The sequence below is a fragment of the Streptomyces sp. NPDC093586 genome (genome assembly GCF_044764905.1).
Lineage (GTDB): Bacteria > Actinomycetota > Actinomycetes > Streptomycetales > Streptomycetaceae > Streptomyces.
On sequence record NZ_JBIWJA010000017.1, the window covers coordinates 121,999 to 137,586 of the forward strand.

The following is a 15,588-nucleotide window of genomic DNA, read 5'->3' on the forward strand; positions in this document are numbered from 1 at the left end:
CGACGGCGACGACGCCCTCGCCGACGCGTTGGCGGCGCTGCATCCGGGGGACGAACTCGTCCGCGTCCCGCTGTCCGGGGCCGACCGCCTGCCGCAGACGGGACAGGAACCGCCGGACATCCTCTACTTCCTCGCCGGAACCGGTCCGCGCGACGCCGACGGACCGTCCGGCGACCCCGTCACCCTCTCCGCCTTCCGTCTGCTCCGGCGGATGGCGGCGGACGGCCCGGTGCGCCGTCGGCCGCTGACCGTGAAGTTCGTCGTCCACGGGACGCTGCGCGCGCTGGACGAGGACGAGGTACGGCCGCACGGCTCGGGCCTGACCGGCCTGTCACGGGCCGCGGCGGCCGAACACCCGGCCTGGAGCGTCCACTGCGTCGACGTCGGGGCCGACGGGGACGCCGGCTCCGCCCAGGACGCCGCCGTCCGGATCGCGGCCGAGTCGGCCGGATCCGTCGTGGCGTGGCGCCGCGGACGGCGATACGAGCGGATCTTCGAGCCGGTGCCCGAGCCGGACGGCGAGGACGGCCCCTTCCGCGACGGCGGCACCTATCTGGTGATCGGCGGGACGGGCGGGCTCGGCTTCGCGGTCGGCCGCCGACTGGCGTCCGAGCACCGGGCACGCCTGGTCTGGCTGGGGCGCCGCCCCGCCGACGCCCCCGAGGTCGCCGCGAGGAGCGCGGAGATCAGGGAGCTGGGAGGCGAGGTCCGTTACGTGCGCGGTGACGTCGCCGACCCGGCGGCGGTACGGGCCGCGGTGACCGAGGCGCGGCGCTCCTTCGGGGCGCTGCACGGGGTGGTGCACGCGGCGGGCGTTCTGCGGGACAGGTCCCTGGCCTGGATGACGGACGACGAGTTCACCGACGTACTGGCACCGAAGGCGGCCGGTGCCGCCGCGCTGCTGTCGGCGCTGGAACAGGAGGGCGAGCGGCCCGACTTCTGTGTCCTCTTCTCCTCCGCGGCCTCGTTCGTCGCGGCGGCCGGGCAGGCCAACTACGCGGCGGCGGCGACCTTCCAGGACGCGTACGCCTGGTACGCGCGCGGCCGTGCCGGCTTCCCCGTGGCCGTCGTCAACTGGGGCTACTGGGGCAGTGTCGGCGCCGTCGCGGACGGACGCCATCGGCGGTCGTTCGAGGACCTCGGCGTCGACTCCATCGAGCCTGGCGAGGGCTTCACGGCGCTGGCGCACGCGCTGCGCGCCGGGGCCGGGCAGACGCTGGTCATCAAGGCCGACCCGTCCCGCATGGCCGAGCACGGCATGCCGCTCGCCGGACGGGCCGACGGGGAACCCGCGGCCGGCGGCTCCCGGCCGGCGGCCGGTCAGCAGGCCGTGCTCGCACCGGCCGGAGAGGACGTGCGCGCACCGGCCGGAGAGGAGGCGTCCCGGCGGGCGCGGGCCTACGTCAGGCGCGTCTTCGTCCAGGTGCTCAAGTGCGAGGAGGACGACCTCCAGGACCGGCAGACGTTCGAGAACTTCGGCGTGGACTCGCTCAGCGGCGCCGAGATCGTGGACCTGATGTCCCGTGACCTCGGGGACCTGCCGGCGACCCTGCTCTTCGAGTACCCGACGATCGAGCGCCTGGCCGACCACCTGCTGGCCACCCGCGGTGAGCGGCTGCCGTCCCCGCAGGAGACACCGGGTACCGGGGAACGCGAGGGGAACGACGAGCAGCGGGCCGCGGCACCGGCGGCCGAGCCGTCCTCCGCCCTGCTGCGGACTGCCGGACTCCACGCCGACGGCGACATAGCGGTCGTCGGCGTGACCGGCAGGTACCCCCAGGCCCCCGACCTCGACGCGTTCTGGCGGAACCTGGCCGAGGGCCGCAACTGCGTCACCGAGGTGCCGCCCGAGCGGTGGGACTGGCGTGAGCACTTCTCCCCCCGGCGCGGCCGCCCCCACACGACGTACGGCCGGTGGGCGGGTTTCCTGGACGACGTCGACCGGTTCGACCCGGGGCTCTTCGGGATCCTTCCGCGCGAGGCCTCCGCCATCGATCCGCAGGAGCGGCTCTTCCTGGAGACGTGCTGGAACCTGCTGGAGGAGACGGGCTACCTGGGCGCACACCACCGAGTGCCGGAGACGGGCGTCTTCGTGGGCCTGATGTACGGCTCGTACGGGAAGATCGCCGCGGCCGAGGGGTGGCCCAGGGGCGAGTTCGGCGGCGCGCACTCGGCGTACTGGTCGGTGGCCAACCGGGTGAGCTACTTCTTCGACCTCACCGGTCCGAGCTTCGCCGTCGACTCGGCGTGCTCGTCCTCCCTGACGGCCGTACACCTGGCGTGCGACAGCATCCGCAGGGGCGAGTGCCGTATGGCCATCGCGGGCGGGGTCAACCTGATCCTCCACCCGGCCCACCTCGTGGCGCTCTCGGGGATGAACATGCTGGCCGGCGGCGACGGATGCCGGCCCTTCGACGCGGACGCGGACGGCTACGTCCCCGGCGAGGGCGTGGGGGCCGTGCTGCTCAAGCCGCTCGCCGACGCGGTGTCCGACGGGGACACCATCTGGGGCGTCATCAAGGCGAGCTGGGCCAACGCGGGCGGCAAGACCAGCGGTTACACCGTGCCCAACCCCAACGCACAGTCCGCCCTCGTCGGCGAGACGCTGCGGCGGGCCGGGGTCCCTCCGCGCACGATCGGCTACGTGGAGGCGCACGGCACCGGCACCGCACTGGGGGACCCCATCGAGATCGCCGCGCTCACCAGGGCCTTCGGCGGCGCCGAGCGGCTTGAGGAGTGGGAGGGCCGACGGTGCGCCGTCGGGTCGGTGAAGTCCAACATCGGTCATCTGGAAGGCGCGGCGGGCATCGCGGGGCTGACCAAAGTGCTGCTCCAGCTCCGCCACGGCCGGATCGTCCCGAACGCCGACCTCGAACGGATCAACCCGAAGATCGGCTTCGAGACGACGCCGTTCGTACCCCAGACCACCCTCGACGAGTGGCCGCGCCCGGTGCTGGAGCAGGACGGGGAGGAGAGGGAGCACCCGCGGCGCGCCGGGGTCAGCTCGTTCGGCGCGGGCGGCGCCAACGTCCACCTCGTCGTCGAGGAGTACCAGACGGACCCTGGGGCACAGGGCGCACCGGAGCACGCGGAGGAGCCGGACGGCGAGGAGCACGTCTTCCTGCTGTCCGCCCGCGACCCGGAACGGCTGCGGGAACTGGCCGGGCGCGTCGCGTCGTTCGTGGACGGCGCGACGCGGGACGGGCTCCGGCTGCGCGACCTGGCCTGGACGAGCCAGACGGGGCGGCGGGAGATGACCGAGCGGCTCGCCGTCGTGGCCGACGGGCTCGACGTACTCGCCGACGCGCTGAGGCTGTTCGCCGACGGGCGGCCCTCCTCCCGCGTGCGGACGGGCACGGCGGCGCGGGGCGCGCTCCGCCAGTGGCGGGGAGACGACCCCCTCGCGGCGGCCGGGGCATGGGTGACCGGCGCCGAGGTCGACTGGCCGGCGCTGTGGTCCGGCCCCCGCCCGCGGCGCGTGGCCTTCCCCACCTACCCCTTCGAACGCGGTCGCTACTGGCTGCCCGGCTCCGGCACCGCGCCCGGAACCGGCACCGCGCCCGAACTGCCTGCGGAGGCCACAGAAGCCGCAGTGCCCACCGACACCGCAGACGCCCCGACAACCGGGAAAACCGGCGACCGCCTTCGGCCCCCCGGCGGAAGCGGGCGGTGCCGCTTCGGGCGGCCGGACTGGCAGGCGTCCCCGCTGGAGAACGCGGAAGGCGCCGTTCCGTCCACGGTCCTGGTCGTCGACCGGGACGGCCGCATCGCCGCGGAACTCGCCGAGCAGCTCACGGCCGAGGGCGCGAACGTGATCACGGTTGTGCCCGGCGCCCTGCACGGCCGGCACGGCGGCGGCTACCACCTCGATCCGGCCGACCCCGAGCAGTGCCGCCGTCTGGCCGCCGAACTGGCCGAGCGCGGCACCGTCCCCGACGCCGTGGTCTGCTCCGCGCCGGAGGGACCGGCGGGACACGCCGCGAGTGAGCTGACCGGGCATCTCGAACGGGGCTTCCACACCCTCTTCGGCGTCCTCATCCCCTTCCTGGCGGCGACTCCCGCCGCGCGCGAACTGCGGGTGGTGTTCGGGTACACCGCACCCACCCCGTCCTCCCGGGCGTACGACGCCGCCGTCGGGGCCGCCCTGCGCAGCGTGGCGCTGGAGCGCAGCGGATTCGGCGGGGTCACCGTCGCTTTCGAGGGCGGGGACGCGCTGGCGGCTCCCGAACTGCGGGCCGCCCGGCTCCTGCAGGAGCTGCGCGGCTGCCGGCCGGGCCGGGCGGAGGACGTCAGGTACCGGGGCGGGGAGCGCCAGGTCCGGGTCCTGACGGACCTCGACCCGGGTGAACCGAACGCCCTGCCCCTGCGCTCCGGTGGCACGTACCTGGTCACCGGGGGCGCGGGAGCCCTGGGGCTGCACGTCGCGCGCTTCCTGGCCGGGCAGGCACCCGTCAACGTCCTGCTGGTCGGCCGCTCCCCGCTGGACGCGGACCGCCGACGCCAGGTCGACGACCTGTCCGGATCCGGCGCCACGGTCCGCTACGTCAGGGCCGACGTGTCCCGGGGCGAGGACGTCCGGCGGCTGGTCGCGGAGGTGACCGGCGAGTACGGGCCGATCCACGGCGTGGTGCACGCAGCGGGTGTCACCCGAGACTCCCTGGCCGTGGCCAAGACTCGGGAGGACGTCGATGCCGTCATCGCGCCCAAGGTGCTGGGGGCCGCGGAACTGGATGAGGCGACCGAGAGGCAGCCGCTCGACTTCTTCGTGCTGTTCTCCTCCGTCGTGGCCTACAGCGGCAATCCCGGGCAGCTCGACTACGCCTACGCCAACGCCTTCCTCGACGAGTTCGCGCGGCAGCGGGAACAGCGGCGCACCGCCGGCCTCCGCGCCGGGCGTACCGTCTCGATCGCCTGGCCGCTCTGGGCGGAGGGCGGCATCACCGTCGACGAGGCCACCGAGAAGATCCTCGCCCGCAGGTGGGGCATGGAGCCGATGAGCACGGCCAACGGGCTGCGCGCCCTCGCCGTCGCCCTGACGGTCCGGGAGCCGTGCGTCACCGTCGTCCAGACCGTCCCGGGCGGGGACGACGAGCGGGACGGAGCGCGTACCGGGAGCGGGGCGCCGGCCGGGAGCCCCGAGCCGCGGACCGCGGCGTCCGGTGAACCGCCGATGGACGTGGAACGGCTGCTGCGCACCGCCGCCGCGGACTTCCTGATGGTGGGGCCGGACGACGTCGACATGGAGGCACAGCTGCTGGAGCTGGGATTCGACTCCATCACGTTGACCGAGCTGATCGTCCTGGTCAACGAGACCTACGGCCTGGACCTGCTGCCGACCGTGCTCTTCGAGTGCGTGGACCTCGCCTCGTTCGCCGCCTACCTCCGCGAGAACCACGCGGCCGAGCTCTCCCGCGCCCGCGCGGAAGTGAGCGAAGACATCCGGCCCTTGCCCGCTGAACCGACCGAACCGCCGGAGCCGGCCGAACCGGTGAGCCCGGAGGAGTCCGCCGAGCCGACGGTCGCCCCCGCACCGAGGCGGCCGGAGCGGTCCGCGGAGCCGGCCGGTCCCGGCCCGCGGTCCGCGGCGCAGCGGTACGAGGTCGCCGTGGTGGGCATGGCCGCCGTCCTGCCCGGATCCCCCGACACCGCCGCGTTCTGGGACAACCTGGTGGCGGGCCGGGACCTGGTGACGGCCGTGCCCCAGGACCGCGCCGACCTGCTCCGGCACCCCGAAGCCGCGGGCTTGCGGGGCGGCTTCCTGGACGCGGTCGACCGCTTCGACGCGGAACTCTTCGGCATCGCGCCGCGCGAGGCCGAGCTGATGGACCCGCAGCAGCGCCTGTTCCTGGAGACGTCCTGGCGTGCCGTCTGGGACGCCGGGTACCGGTCCTCGCAACTGGCCGGGACCGCCACGGGATTGTTCGCGGGCGTGTCGACCTCCGACTACGCGGACCTGCTGGCCAGGAACGGGGTCCCGGTGGAGGCGCACTCCGCCTCGGGCGTCGCCCACGCCGTGCTCGCCAACCGGGTGTCGTATCTGATGGACCTGCGCGGTCCCAGCGAGTCCGTGGACACCGCGTGCTCCAGTTCGCTCGTCGCCGTCCACCGCGCCGTGAGCGCCCTGGCCGCGGGGGAGTGCGACCAGGCGCTCGTGGGCGGGGTCGGCGTCCTGCTGAGCCCGGCGCTGTTCACGGCCTTCCACCGGTCGGGGATGCTCAGCTCCGACGGCCGGTGCAAGACCTTCGACGCCGCCGCGGACGGCTACGTCCGGGGCGAGGGGTGCGGCGTCGTCCTGCTCAAACCGCTCCACCGCGCGGTGGCCGACGGAGACCACGTGTACGGCGTGATCACCGGCACCGCGGTGGGACACGGCGGCCGGTCGGGCTCGCTGACCGTGCCCAACCCCGAGGCTCAGGCGCAGGTCGTCCTCCAAGCGCACCGCCGGGCGGGCACCGATCCCGACACGCTGGGGTACGTCGAGGCGCACGGCACCGGGACCGGGCTGGGCGACCCGGTGGAGATCGAGGGGCTCAAGCGGGCCCTCGCCGCCCTCTACGCCGACCGGGGCCGGGAGATGCCCGGGAGCGGGAGTCCGCACATCGCGGTGGGTTCGGTGAAGACCAACATCGGCCACCTGGAGGCGGCGGCGGGCATGGCGGGCCTGCTGAAGGTCCTGCTGAGCATGGAGCACGGCACACTGCCGCGCACCCTCCACTTCGACCGCCTCAACCCGCACATCCGCCTGGAGGGAACCCCCTTGCGGATCAGCACCGAGACCGCCGAGTGGAACGCGCTGCCCGGTCCGGGGGGGACTCCCGTACGGATCGCGGGCGTGAGCTCGTTCGGCTTCGGCGGGACCAACGCTCACGTGGTCCTGGAGTCCGCCCCGCCCCCGCCGCCCGCCCCGGAGGACGGCGGCCCGCGGCTGGTGGTGCTGTCGGCCCCGTCGGCCCCCCGGCTGGCCGCGTACGCCGAGCGGCTCGCCCGGCATCTGGAGAGCCGGGGCCCGGATCTCGCCGTGGTGGCCAGGACCTTGCAGACGGGACGCGAGGAGTGGCCCGAACGGCTCGCCGTCGTGGCACGGGACGTACCGGAGCTCGTGCGGGCTCTCGGCGCGGCGGCACGGGGCGACCATCCGACCCATGTCCACCGTGGAACGGCACGGCCCGACGCGCCGCCCGTCACCGGTGACGAGGACCTGGACGAGCTGGCCCGCGCCTGGGTCCGCGGGGCCGAGGTCGAGTGGGAGCGCCTGTGGACCGGGCCGCTGCCCCGCCGTGTCCCGCTGCCGGGCTTTCCGCTCGCCGGCACCCGCCACTGGTTCACCCCCACCCCGTCACGACAGCGTCAGGAGGCCGCCATCGAACCGCCCCAGAGGCCTGCCGAGCCGCAGGCCGCACCGCGCCGCAGCAAGGTGCGGCTGACCCCCCTGGACAGCGCCGCCGCACCGTCCGCGCAGGCGGACGCCGAGAGGCCGCTGCCGGCCCCCGCGCCGCCGGGCCTCGTGTCCACCGCCTCCGCGCGCTCCGCCGGAGTGCCGGCCGCACCGGTCTCCCGCCGTCCCGCCGACGAGGCGGTGACCGCCACGATCACCGCGCGGCTGGCGGAGATCCTGGGCACCCCGGAGTCCGGCCTGCCCGCCGACGTGCCCTTCGCCGACCTGGGTCTCGACTCGATCTTCCGGATGGACCTGGTACGCCTGCTGAACGAGACCTACGGCCTGGACCTGAAGGCGGCGGAACTCTACGAGCACGACACCGTGGAGCGCCTGACCCGGGTCGTCGTGGACCGGCTGGCGGGCCCGGCACCGCAGCCACCGTCTCCCCCTGCTCCCACGGCCGTTCCCGAACCGCGTCCCCACGAGGCGCCGGAGTCGGCGGAACCCGCGGAGCCCACTGGCGTACAGGACCGGGAACGGCTCGCGCGGGTGCTCACCGCGGTGCTCGCCACCGCCGTCGGGCGTGACCTCGACCCGGCGCGGCCCTTCGCCGAGCAGGGCTTCACCTCGTTCGAGATGCTGAAGGCCGTCGTAGCCCTCGAACAGCGCGTCGGTTCCCAGCCCAAGACACTCCTGTACGACCACCCGACCGCACAGCGGCTGGCGGACCATCTGTACGCCGCCCAGGGCGCCCAAGTCCTCGCCGCGCTGGCGGCGCCGGCCGCGGCCCCCGCCGCCCCGGCCGGCGCCGACCTGGCCGAGAAGCTGCCGGCCGGGACTCCCGGAGCCGGCCCCGCCGTGGTCGCCAAGCGTGACCTGGAGTCGGACCCCGCCACCGCCGCGCTCATCGCGGACCTCGACCGCCGGCACGCGAAGGAGGGCGGCCTGCCCGGCCGCGACATCGCGCCGCTGATCTTCCTGGGCTCGCGCCGCACGGCCTACTTCAACTTCTCCCAGCGCGGCGACTCCCTCCTGGCCTGGAGTTACGTCGGTTCCCGCGAGGACCTGCCGCGGCTCGCGGCCGAGTGGACGGAGCACGCCGAACGCCACGGACTGAGGCCCAACCTGCTGTCCATGGTCCGTCTGGAGAGGGTCGGGGACCGGCCCTTCAGCGCCACGCCGTTCGGTGTCGTGCAGCGGCTGGAGGACCTTCAGGACTTCTCCCTGGAGGGCTCGCGGATGCAGCGGGTGCGCCATCTGGTGCACCGGTTCGAGCGGCTGCAGGGAGCACGGACCGCCGAGTACGAGGTCGGCTCCGATCCCGGGACGGACCTGCGGATCGTCGGCCTGATCGACGGATGGTGCGCCACCAAGGACATGGTCAACCCGTACGTCTCCACGGTGCGGGAGGAGATCCGTCGCGGGGTGCTCGGTGAGCGCCACCGGATGTTCCTGACCTTCGCGGGCGACGAACTGCACAGCGCGGTGATCGTCACCCGCATTCCGTCCGAGAACGGCTACCTGCTGGACCTGGAGTTCTACTCCGGCACGGCGCCCAGAGGGACCCTGGAGTTCACGATCGTCCGGATCATCGGGCTGCTGGTCGCCGAGGGGCTTTCCCTGCTCAGCTTTGGGGCGAGCCTCGGCGTGCGGTTCGGCGACTCCGAGAACGCCGATCCCGAGGCGGAGCGGGCCCTGTCGGAGCTGCGCTCGCGAGGCGTCTTCACGGGGGAGGGCAACTTCCGCTTCAAGAACAAGTTCCGGCCGGTCAATCTGCCGATCTACCTGTGCCGGCCCGCCGACGCCGACCCGACGGACGTGTCCGAAGTCATTCTGATGATCGCGAACCCGGACGTGCGGGGCCGGTCTGACGACGGCGCCGCGGTGTCCGCTCCCGAGCCGGCCACCGAGCCCGCCCGGGCCACGGAGCCTGCCCCGGCCACCGCTCCCGCCCCGGCCGCCGCACCGCGGGCGTCCCGCAGGCCCGCCGCGCCGTCTCCCGCCCTGCCCGCCGGGTCCGCGCGGGACAGGGAGCGGCTGCTGTCGGCCCACGGCCACAACCCCCTGCGGCTGGACTCCGCGGATGTGGAGATCGACCTCGTCACCGACTCCTGGTCCGAGCTGGACGCCCCGTACGTCACCGAGGCGGTGGACGCCCTGCGCGAGGCCGCCGGACACGGGCACGCGGCGGTGGACCTGGAGAAGGGCGCCGGACTGCCGTTCACCCACGCCGTCGCGACCATGCGGGGCAGGTCCGCCGAAGCCATGTTGTGCCGCAGCTGGCCCGGCCGCCGCGGCTTGGTCGTCCAGAACGCCCTCTTCCCGACCTGGGCGCTCAGCCAGCTCGACCACGGCTTCACCCCGCTCAGGGTCCCGGCCGCCGCGCGCCCGGACGCCGACTTCCTGTTCAAGGGCGACCTGGACACAGGGGAACTCGACCGCGCCCTGGCGGCGAACGCGGGCCGGGTGTCGTTCGTATGCGTCGAGCTCAGCACCAATGCCGGAGGCGGCTACCCCGTCTCGCTCGCCAACCTCCGCCGGGTGCGGGAGATCGCGACGGCGCACGGCGTGCCGCTGGTGCTGGACGCGTCCCGGCTGCTGGAGAACGCGGCCTTCGCCGTGGCCCACGAGGAGGGCCTGGGGGGCCGTACGGTCTGGGACGTCGCCGACGAGATCCTCCGCCTGGCGGACACCGCGACCATGAGCCTGTCCAAGGACTTCGGTGTCGACTGCGGCGGCCTCGTCGCCACCCGCGACCCCGCGCTGGCCGACCGGCTGCGCGAGGACGTCCTGCTGCGCGGTGCCGAGCCTGGCGCCGCCCACCGGCGCCTGATCGCCGCCGCGCTCGCCGACCGCGAGCGCGCCGCCGCGGGCGTCGCCGAGCGCATGGCCGCGGTGCGGGCCCTGTGGCGGCTGCTGGACGACGCGGGGCTGCCGGTCCTCGGCCCGGCCGCCGGCCACTGCGTCCTGCTGGACACGGCCGGGCTGCCCGCCCTCGGCAAACCGCGGTTCCGGACGGCCGGCCGGCTGTCCTGGCTCTACCTGAACACCGGGGTGCGGGCCGCGCCGCATCTGGCCCCCGCCTCCGACGGCGGCGCGAGCGACCTCATCCGCCTGGCGGTCCCCGTCGGACTGGGGGTGGAGAGGGCCGAGGAGGCCGGACGGCGCATCGTGGCGGCCGTCCGCGAGGGCGGTCCGGCACCGGAGCTGGTACCGGTCGACGCGGAGGCGGCGGCGGCCCACCCCGCGCGCGCGGAGTACCGGCCGGCGGACGCCATCCCCGACGACGTCCTGGCCGCCATGGACGAGGGCCACACTCCGCTCAGCGACAACCACGCCGTACTGAAGGAGCATCAGCCGGCCGTGGAACGGCACGTGGTGGCCCTGTCCGAGGGCGAGGCGGAAGCCTTCACCGCGGGCGAGGGAAGCCCACTCGTCCTGCTCCACCCGTTCAACATCGGTGCGGGCTTCTTCGGCCCCCAGTTCGCCGCGCTCGCCGACCGGCACCGGGTGATCAGCGTCCACCACGCGGGGGTGGGGGCCACCACGGCCGCGGCCGACCTGTCCGTCGAAGGCCTCGTCGACGTCCTGTGGCGCACGCTCGACGCCCTGGACGTGCGCGGACCGGTCCACCTGGCCGGCGCCTCCTTCGGTGCCCTGCCCGCGCTGGAGTTCGCGCTGCGCCACCCGCGCCGCACGGCGTCGGTGACGCTCATCGGCGGCTCGTACAAGGTGGGCAACCGCCGCGGCGAGATGAACCGGCTCGAACTCGTGGTGCGGGAGGACTTCGACCGGCTGCTCGCCCAGCCGGGCACCGAGGGCACGGCCGAGCGGCGGGAGGCCTTCGAGCGGCTGCTGCTGCGCTGCGAGAGCCTGGACGGCCGGATCGGGCTGCGCTACCTCGACGAGTTCGACGCCGCGCCGAACCTGCTGCCGAGACTCGGCGGACTCAGGGCCCCGGCGCTGATCGTGCACGGGCGGCACGACACCGTCGTCCCGCTGAAGACCGGGCACCTGCTGCACGGGACCCTGCCCGACGTCCGCTACGAGGAGTTCGAGGACGCCGGGCACTTCCCCAGCCTGACCTCGGCCGAACGGTTCAACCGGATTCTGACGGACTTCCTGGCCGAGCGCGACCGGACGGACCGGCGGGAGGGGCGGCGATGACGCGGCACACCACGGCGGACCAGGCCGCGCCCCGGGCGTTCGAGGTGCTGGACTCCAGCACCGTGCGCCGCCGGGTCGCCGTCAAACCCGCCATGTGCGGGTACAACTCGCTCTTCCTCGGACAGGTGGGCGACTGGACGTGGGAGACGGTCGGCGCGCTGTGCGACACCGACGTCCTCGGCGCGCTCGACGCCACCGGCTCCCCGACCTACCTTGCCTTCTACTACTACCGGGTGCGCGGCAGCGGGGGGTTCCACCTGCGGAGCCTGACCTTCGGCGACGAACTCGACGTGGTCTCCCGCTCCTTCGGCTTCGGCAGCGAGTCGGTGCTCACCCTCCACGAGATCACCTCGACCACGGCGGGAGGGATGCCGCCCGCCGCTCTGGAACCCGACGCGTTCTACCTGCCTCCCGCCGCCGGCACGCTCCGGGTGGAGACCTTCAACCGGTGGATCGCCCGGCAGGACGCGCACAGCAACCGCGGGCTGGTGCTCTCCTCGCCGCCGGGCTTCCGCCACGAGCACCTGCCGTGGCTGCCCGACGCGTACTCGCCGCGCCTGGCGTACGGGCGGGCCAGGCGGCACCTCACCTTCCTGGAGGAGCCGGGCGAGCGGTACGTGACGGTGGCCGAGGGGTTCACCACCCGGTACACCGTCGACGTCACCCGCGACCTCAACGGCGTGGGGCTGGTCTACTTCGCCGCCTACTTCTCGATCGTCGACCAGGCCGTGCTGCGGCAGTGGCACGCACTCGGGCGCGGCGACCGGGCCTTCCTGCGGCGCCGCGTCGTCGACCAGCAGCTGTGCTTCCTCGGCAACGCTGACGTCGGCACCGAGTTCGAGATCGGGGTGTCGGTGCGTGCCAGGGCCGCGGACCCGACCGAGGAGGTCGTGGACACGGTGGTGCGGGTGGCGGGAACGGACGAGCTCATAGCCGTCAGCACGCAGCGCGTGCTGTGGGCCCCGGAGGAGGGGGAGTAGTGGAACCCGAGGAAAGCCTGAGGCGGCGTGTGGAGGAGGCGCTGCGCCGCGCGATCGGCGCGATCCTGCCGACCGTGCCGCCCGAACTGGTCACCGGGGACAAGCACTTGCGCGACCTCGGCGCGGACTCGGTGGACCGGATCGAGATCATCCTGGACGTCACCGCCAGACTCGGGGTGGACGAGCCGATGTCCTCCTTCAGCGACATCCCGGACATCGACGCGCTGGTCGACCGGCTGAGCAGGGCGGTGCGGGCATGACGGTCGGCATCGAGGCACTCAACGTCTACTGCGGGCTGGCCACGATCCCGCTGCCCGACCTGTTCGACGGCCGGGGGCTGGACCGGGCCCGGCTCGGCAATCTCATGATGGAGCGGCGCTCCGTCGGACTGCCCTTCGAGGACCCGGTCACGAACGCCGTCAATGCCGCCCGCCCCCTCGTCGAGGCGCTCGACCCGGCCGATCGGGACCGCGTCGAACTGCTCGTCACCTCCACCGAGTCCGGTGTCGACTACAGCAAGTCGGTCGCCTCGTATGTGCACCGTCATCTCGGACTGCCCGCCGGGTGCCGGGTCATGGAGGCCAAGCAGGCCTGCTACGCGGCGACCGGTGCGATGCAACTCGCGGCGGGATACCTGTCCTCCGGCATGTCGCCCGGAGCCAAGGCCCTGGTGATCGCCACCGATGTCGCCGTGGTCGACGAGTACGCGGAGTACGCCGAGCCCGCCACGGGGCATGGCGCCGCCGCCCTCCTGATCGGGAACGATCCGCGGATCATGGCGCTGGACCCGGGCGCGTTCGGGCTGCACAGCCACGAGACGCTGGACTCGGCCCGGCCCCGGCCCGACCTGGACATCGCCGACGCCGATCGCTCGCTCTTCGCCTACCTCGACTGCCTGTCGCACAGCTACGCCGACTACACAGACCGTGTCGAGGGCGCCGACTTCGCCACCACGTTCGACCGCCTGGTACTGCACACGCCCTTCGCCGGACTGGTCAGGGCCGCCCACCGGAAGATGATGCGTGAGCGGACCGGCGCGGCTCCCGACGAGGTGGCGGCGGACTTCGCGCGCCGGGTCGCGCCGTCCCTGGCCTACCCACGGACGGTGGGCAACCTCTGCTCGGGCTCGGTGTACCTCGCGCTCGCGTCCACGGTGGACAACGCACCGCCCGGCGGGCCGGAGCGGGTCGGGCTGTTCTCGTACGGCTCGGGATGTTCCGCCGAGTTCCTCAGCGGTGTGGTCCAGCCGGACGCCGCCCGCGAACTCGCCCGGTTGCGGATCCGTGAACGGCTGGACGCGCGGCGGGTGATCGGCTTCGAGGAGTACACCCGGCTGCTCAAGGAGAGCCGCCGGTGCCTCGTGCCGCAGCAGGAGCGGCGGGTCGAGGTGGAGCAGTGGTCCGAGTACCTGGAAGCGCCCGGCCGGCCGGACCGGCTGCTGGTGCTGACCGGGGTGGAGGACTACCACCGGCGCTATGCGTGGCGATGAGGTCGGCCGGGACGGCCGAGGAGGAGGACGAGGGAAGTTGGACGAGCACTCTGTGCCGGACGTTCTGGAGACCGTACGGACCAGCATCGTGACCGTGGTGCCCGAGATCGGCCCGGCGGAGGTGACCCGGGAGGCGTCCATGGCGGACCTGGGGTGCAACAGCATCGACCGGGCCGAAGTGATCGCCCTGACGCTGGAGCAGCTCGGCATCTCCGTGCCGGTCGCCGATTTCCAGGGGCTCCCCGACATCGGAAGCCTGGTCGACCTGCTGCGGAAGCACCTGTGATGCGCGTGGCCGAGGCCGCGGCGGTCATCACGGGGACGGGGGTGCGCACCCCCGTCGCCGACGACACCGGATCCTTCGAGGCGGCCTTGCGCGAGGGCCGCACCGGGACCGTCCGGTGCCCCGACGCCGCGCCGGGCGAACCCGCGGTCACCGCGGAACTGGCGGACTTCGAGCTCGCGGCGGCGCTGGAGCGGCGGTGCGGTCTGCCCGGACGGCTGCGGCGGCAGGCGCTGCGGACCGCCCGTCGCGCCCCTCTGGGTGTGCAGGTGGCCGTGGCGACCGCCTTCGAGGCATGGGAGCGTGCCGGGCTCGGCGAAGGCGTCCCGCCACCGGACCGCGTCGGCCTGGTCGTGGCCGGCAGCAACCTCACCGGGGGCTATGCGGAGCGGCTGTACCCGAAGCTGCGGTCCGGCCGCTCCCACGTCCCCGGCCGCGCCGCGCTGCACCTGCTCGACACCGACCATGTCGGTGTACTGAGCCAGGTGCTCGGCATCACGGGCGAGGGCTGCACCGTGGGCGGCGCCTCCGCCAGCGGGAACGTCGGCATCATCACCGGCGCCCGGCTGCTGGCGCTGGGGGCCGTCGACGTCTGCCTGGTCGTCGGCGCCGTCTCCGAACTGTCCGAGCTGGAGCGGCAGGCGCTGTTCAACCTGGGCGTGATCGCGGACGGCGGCGACGGCACGGGCCCCGCCGTGTGCGCGCCCTTCGACGAGGACGGCACCGGGACCGTCCCCGGCCAGGGCTGCGCGGCCCTGGTGCTGGAGACGGAGGAGTCGGCCCGCCTGCGGGGGGCGCCCGTCGTGGCCGCGGTCGCCGGCTACGGCCTCGCCCTAGACGGCAACAGCCTCGCCGATCCGGACGAGGACGGCGAGTTCAGGGTGATGGCGGCGGCGCTGCGGATGGCCGGTCTGTCTCCCGAGGAGATCGACTACGTCAATGCCCACGGCACCGGTACCGTGCTGGGCGACCGCACCGAGGCCGCGGCCCTGCGGCGGCTGTTCGGGGCCGGCCCCGGCGGGCCGCTGATCAATGCCACCAAGGCGCTCACCGGCCACTGTCTGCACGCCGCGGGGGTGGTGGAGGCTGTCGCCACCGTGGTGCAGATGAGGAGCGGGTTCGTCCACCCCAACGTCCATCTGCGCCGGCCCGTCGAACCGGCCCTGCGGTTCGCCGGTCGGGGCGCCGAGCCGGCGGACGTCTCCTACGCCCTGTCGAACGGCTTCGGATTCGGCGGTGTCGGGACGTCCGTCCTGTTCGCGGGCCGGGCCCGATGACCGCCCGGCAACGG

Annotated in this window: 6 protein-coding genes (1 of these 6 only partly in view); all 6 read left to right on the forward strand. The window is 74.1% G+C overall.

The features are described 5' to 3' along the window. Tightly spaced (at most 37 nt apart), the 6 genes in view from ACIRFH_RS19590 to ACIRFH_RS19615 form a layout consistent with a single transcriptional unit that may run on beyond the window. On the forward strand, nt 1-11,545 hold the 3' portion of the coding sequence (locus ACIRFH_RS19590; protein ID WP_403522187.1) for an SDR family NAD(P)-dependent oxidoreductase. The gene continues 8,129 nt to the left of window position 1, outside the view; the window shows 11,545 of its 19,674 coding nt (coding positions 8,130-19,674); its start codon lies beyond the left edge, outside the window; it ends in the stop codon at nt 11,543-11,545. After that, nucleotides 11,542-12,525 (forward strand): LnmK family bifunctional acyltransferase/decarboxylase, encoded by a 984-nt coding sequence (locus ACIRFH_RS19595; RefSeq protein WP_403522189.1) that lies wholly within the window; start codon nt 11,542-11,544, stop codon nt 12,523-12,525. Before ACIRFH_RS19590 ends, ACIRFH_RS19595 begins: the two co-directional genes overlap by 4 nt. Beyond that, entirely contained in the window at nt 12,525-12,785 is a 261-nt protein-coding gene (locus ACIRFH_RS19600; RefSeq protein ID WP_403522191.1) for an acyl carrier protein, read from the forward strand. Before ACIRFH_RS19595 ends, ACIRFH_RS19600 begins: the two co-directional genes overlap by 1 nt. After that, nucleotides 12,782-14,014 carry a hydroxymethylglutaryl-CoA synthase family protein gene (locus tag ACIRFH_RS19605; protein ID WP_403522193.1) on the forward strand — a complete coding sequence of 411 codons (1,233 nt, stop codon included), beginning with the start codon at nt 12,782-12,784 and terminating at the stop codon, nt 14,012-14,014. Before ACIRFH_RS19600 ends, ACIRFH_RS19605 begins: the two co-directional genes overlap by 4 nt. A 37-nt stretch (nt 14,015-14,051) precedes the next feature. Beyond that, nucleotides 14,052-14,300, forward strand: a complete 249-nt coding sequence (locus ACIRFH_RS19610) for a phosphopantetheine-binding protein (RefSeq protein ID WP_403522195.1) — start codon at nt 14,052-14,054, stop codon at nt 14,298-14,300. Beyond that, nucleotides 14,300-15,574 (forward strand): beta-ketoacyl synthase N-terminal-like domain-containing protein, encoded by a 1,275-nt coding sequence (locus ACIRFH_RS19615; protein WP_403522197.1) that lies wholly within the window; start codon nt 14,300-14,302, stop codon nt 15,572-15,574. Before ACIRFH_RS19610 ends, ACIRFH_RS19615 begins: the two co-directional genes overlap by 1 nt. The last annotated feature ends 14 nt before the right edge of the window (nt 15,575-15,588 follow it).

Coding starts and splice junctions, on each gene's coding strand:
- ACIRFH_RS19595 (WP_403522189.1), top strand. CDS start 11,542: ATGACGCGGCACACCACGGCGGACCAGGCCGCGCCCCGGGCGTTCGAG.
- ACIRFH_RS19605 (WP_403522193.1), top strand. CDS start 12,782: ATGACGGTCGGCATCGAGGCACTCAACGTCTACTGCGGGCTGGCCACG.
- ACIRFH_RS19615 (WP_403522197.1), top strand. CDS start 14,300: ATGCGCGTGGCCGAGGCCGCGGCGGTCATCACGGGGACGGGGGTGCGC.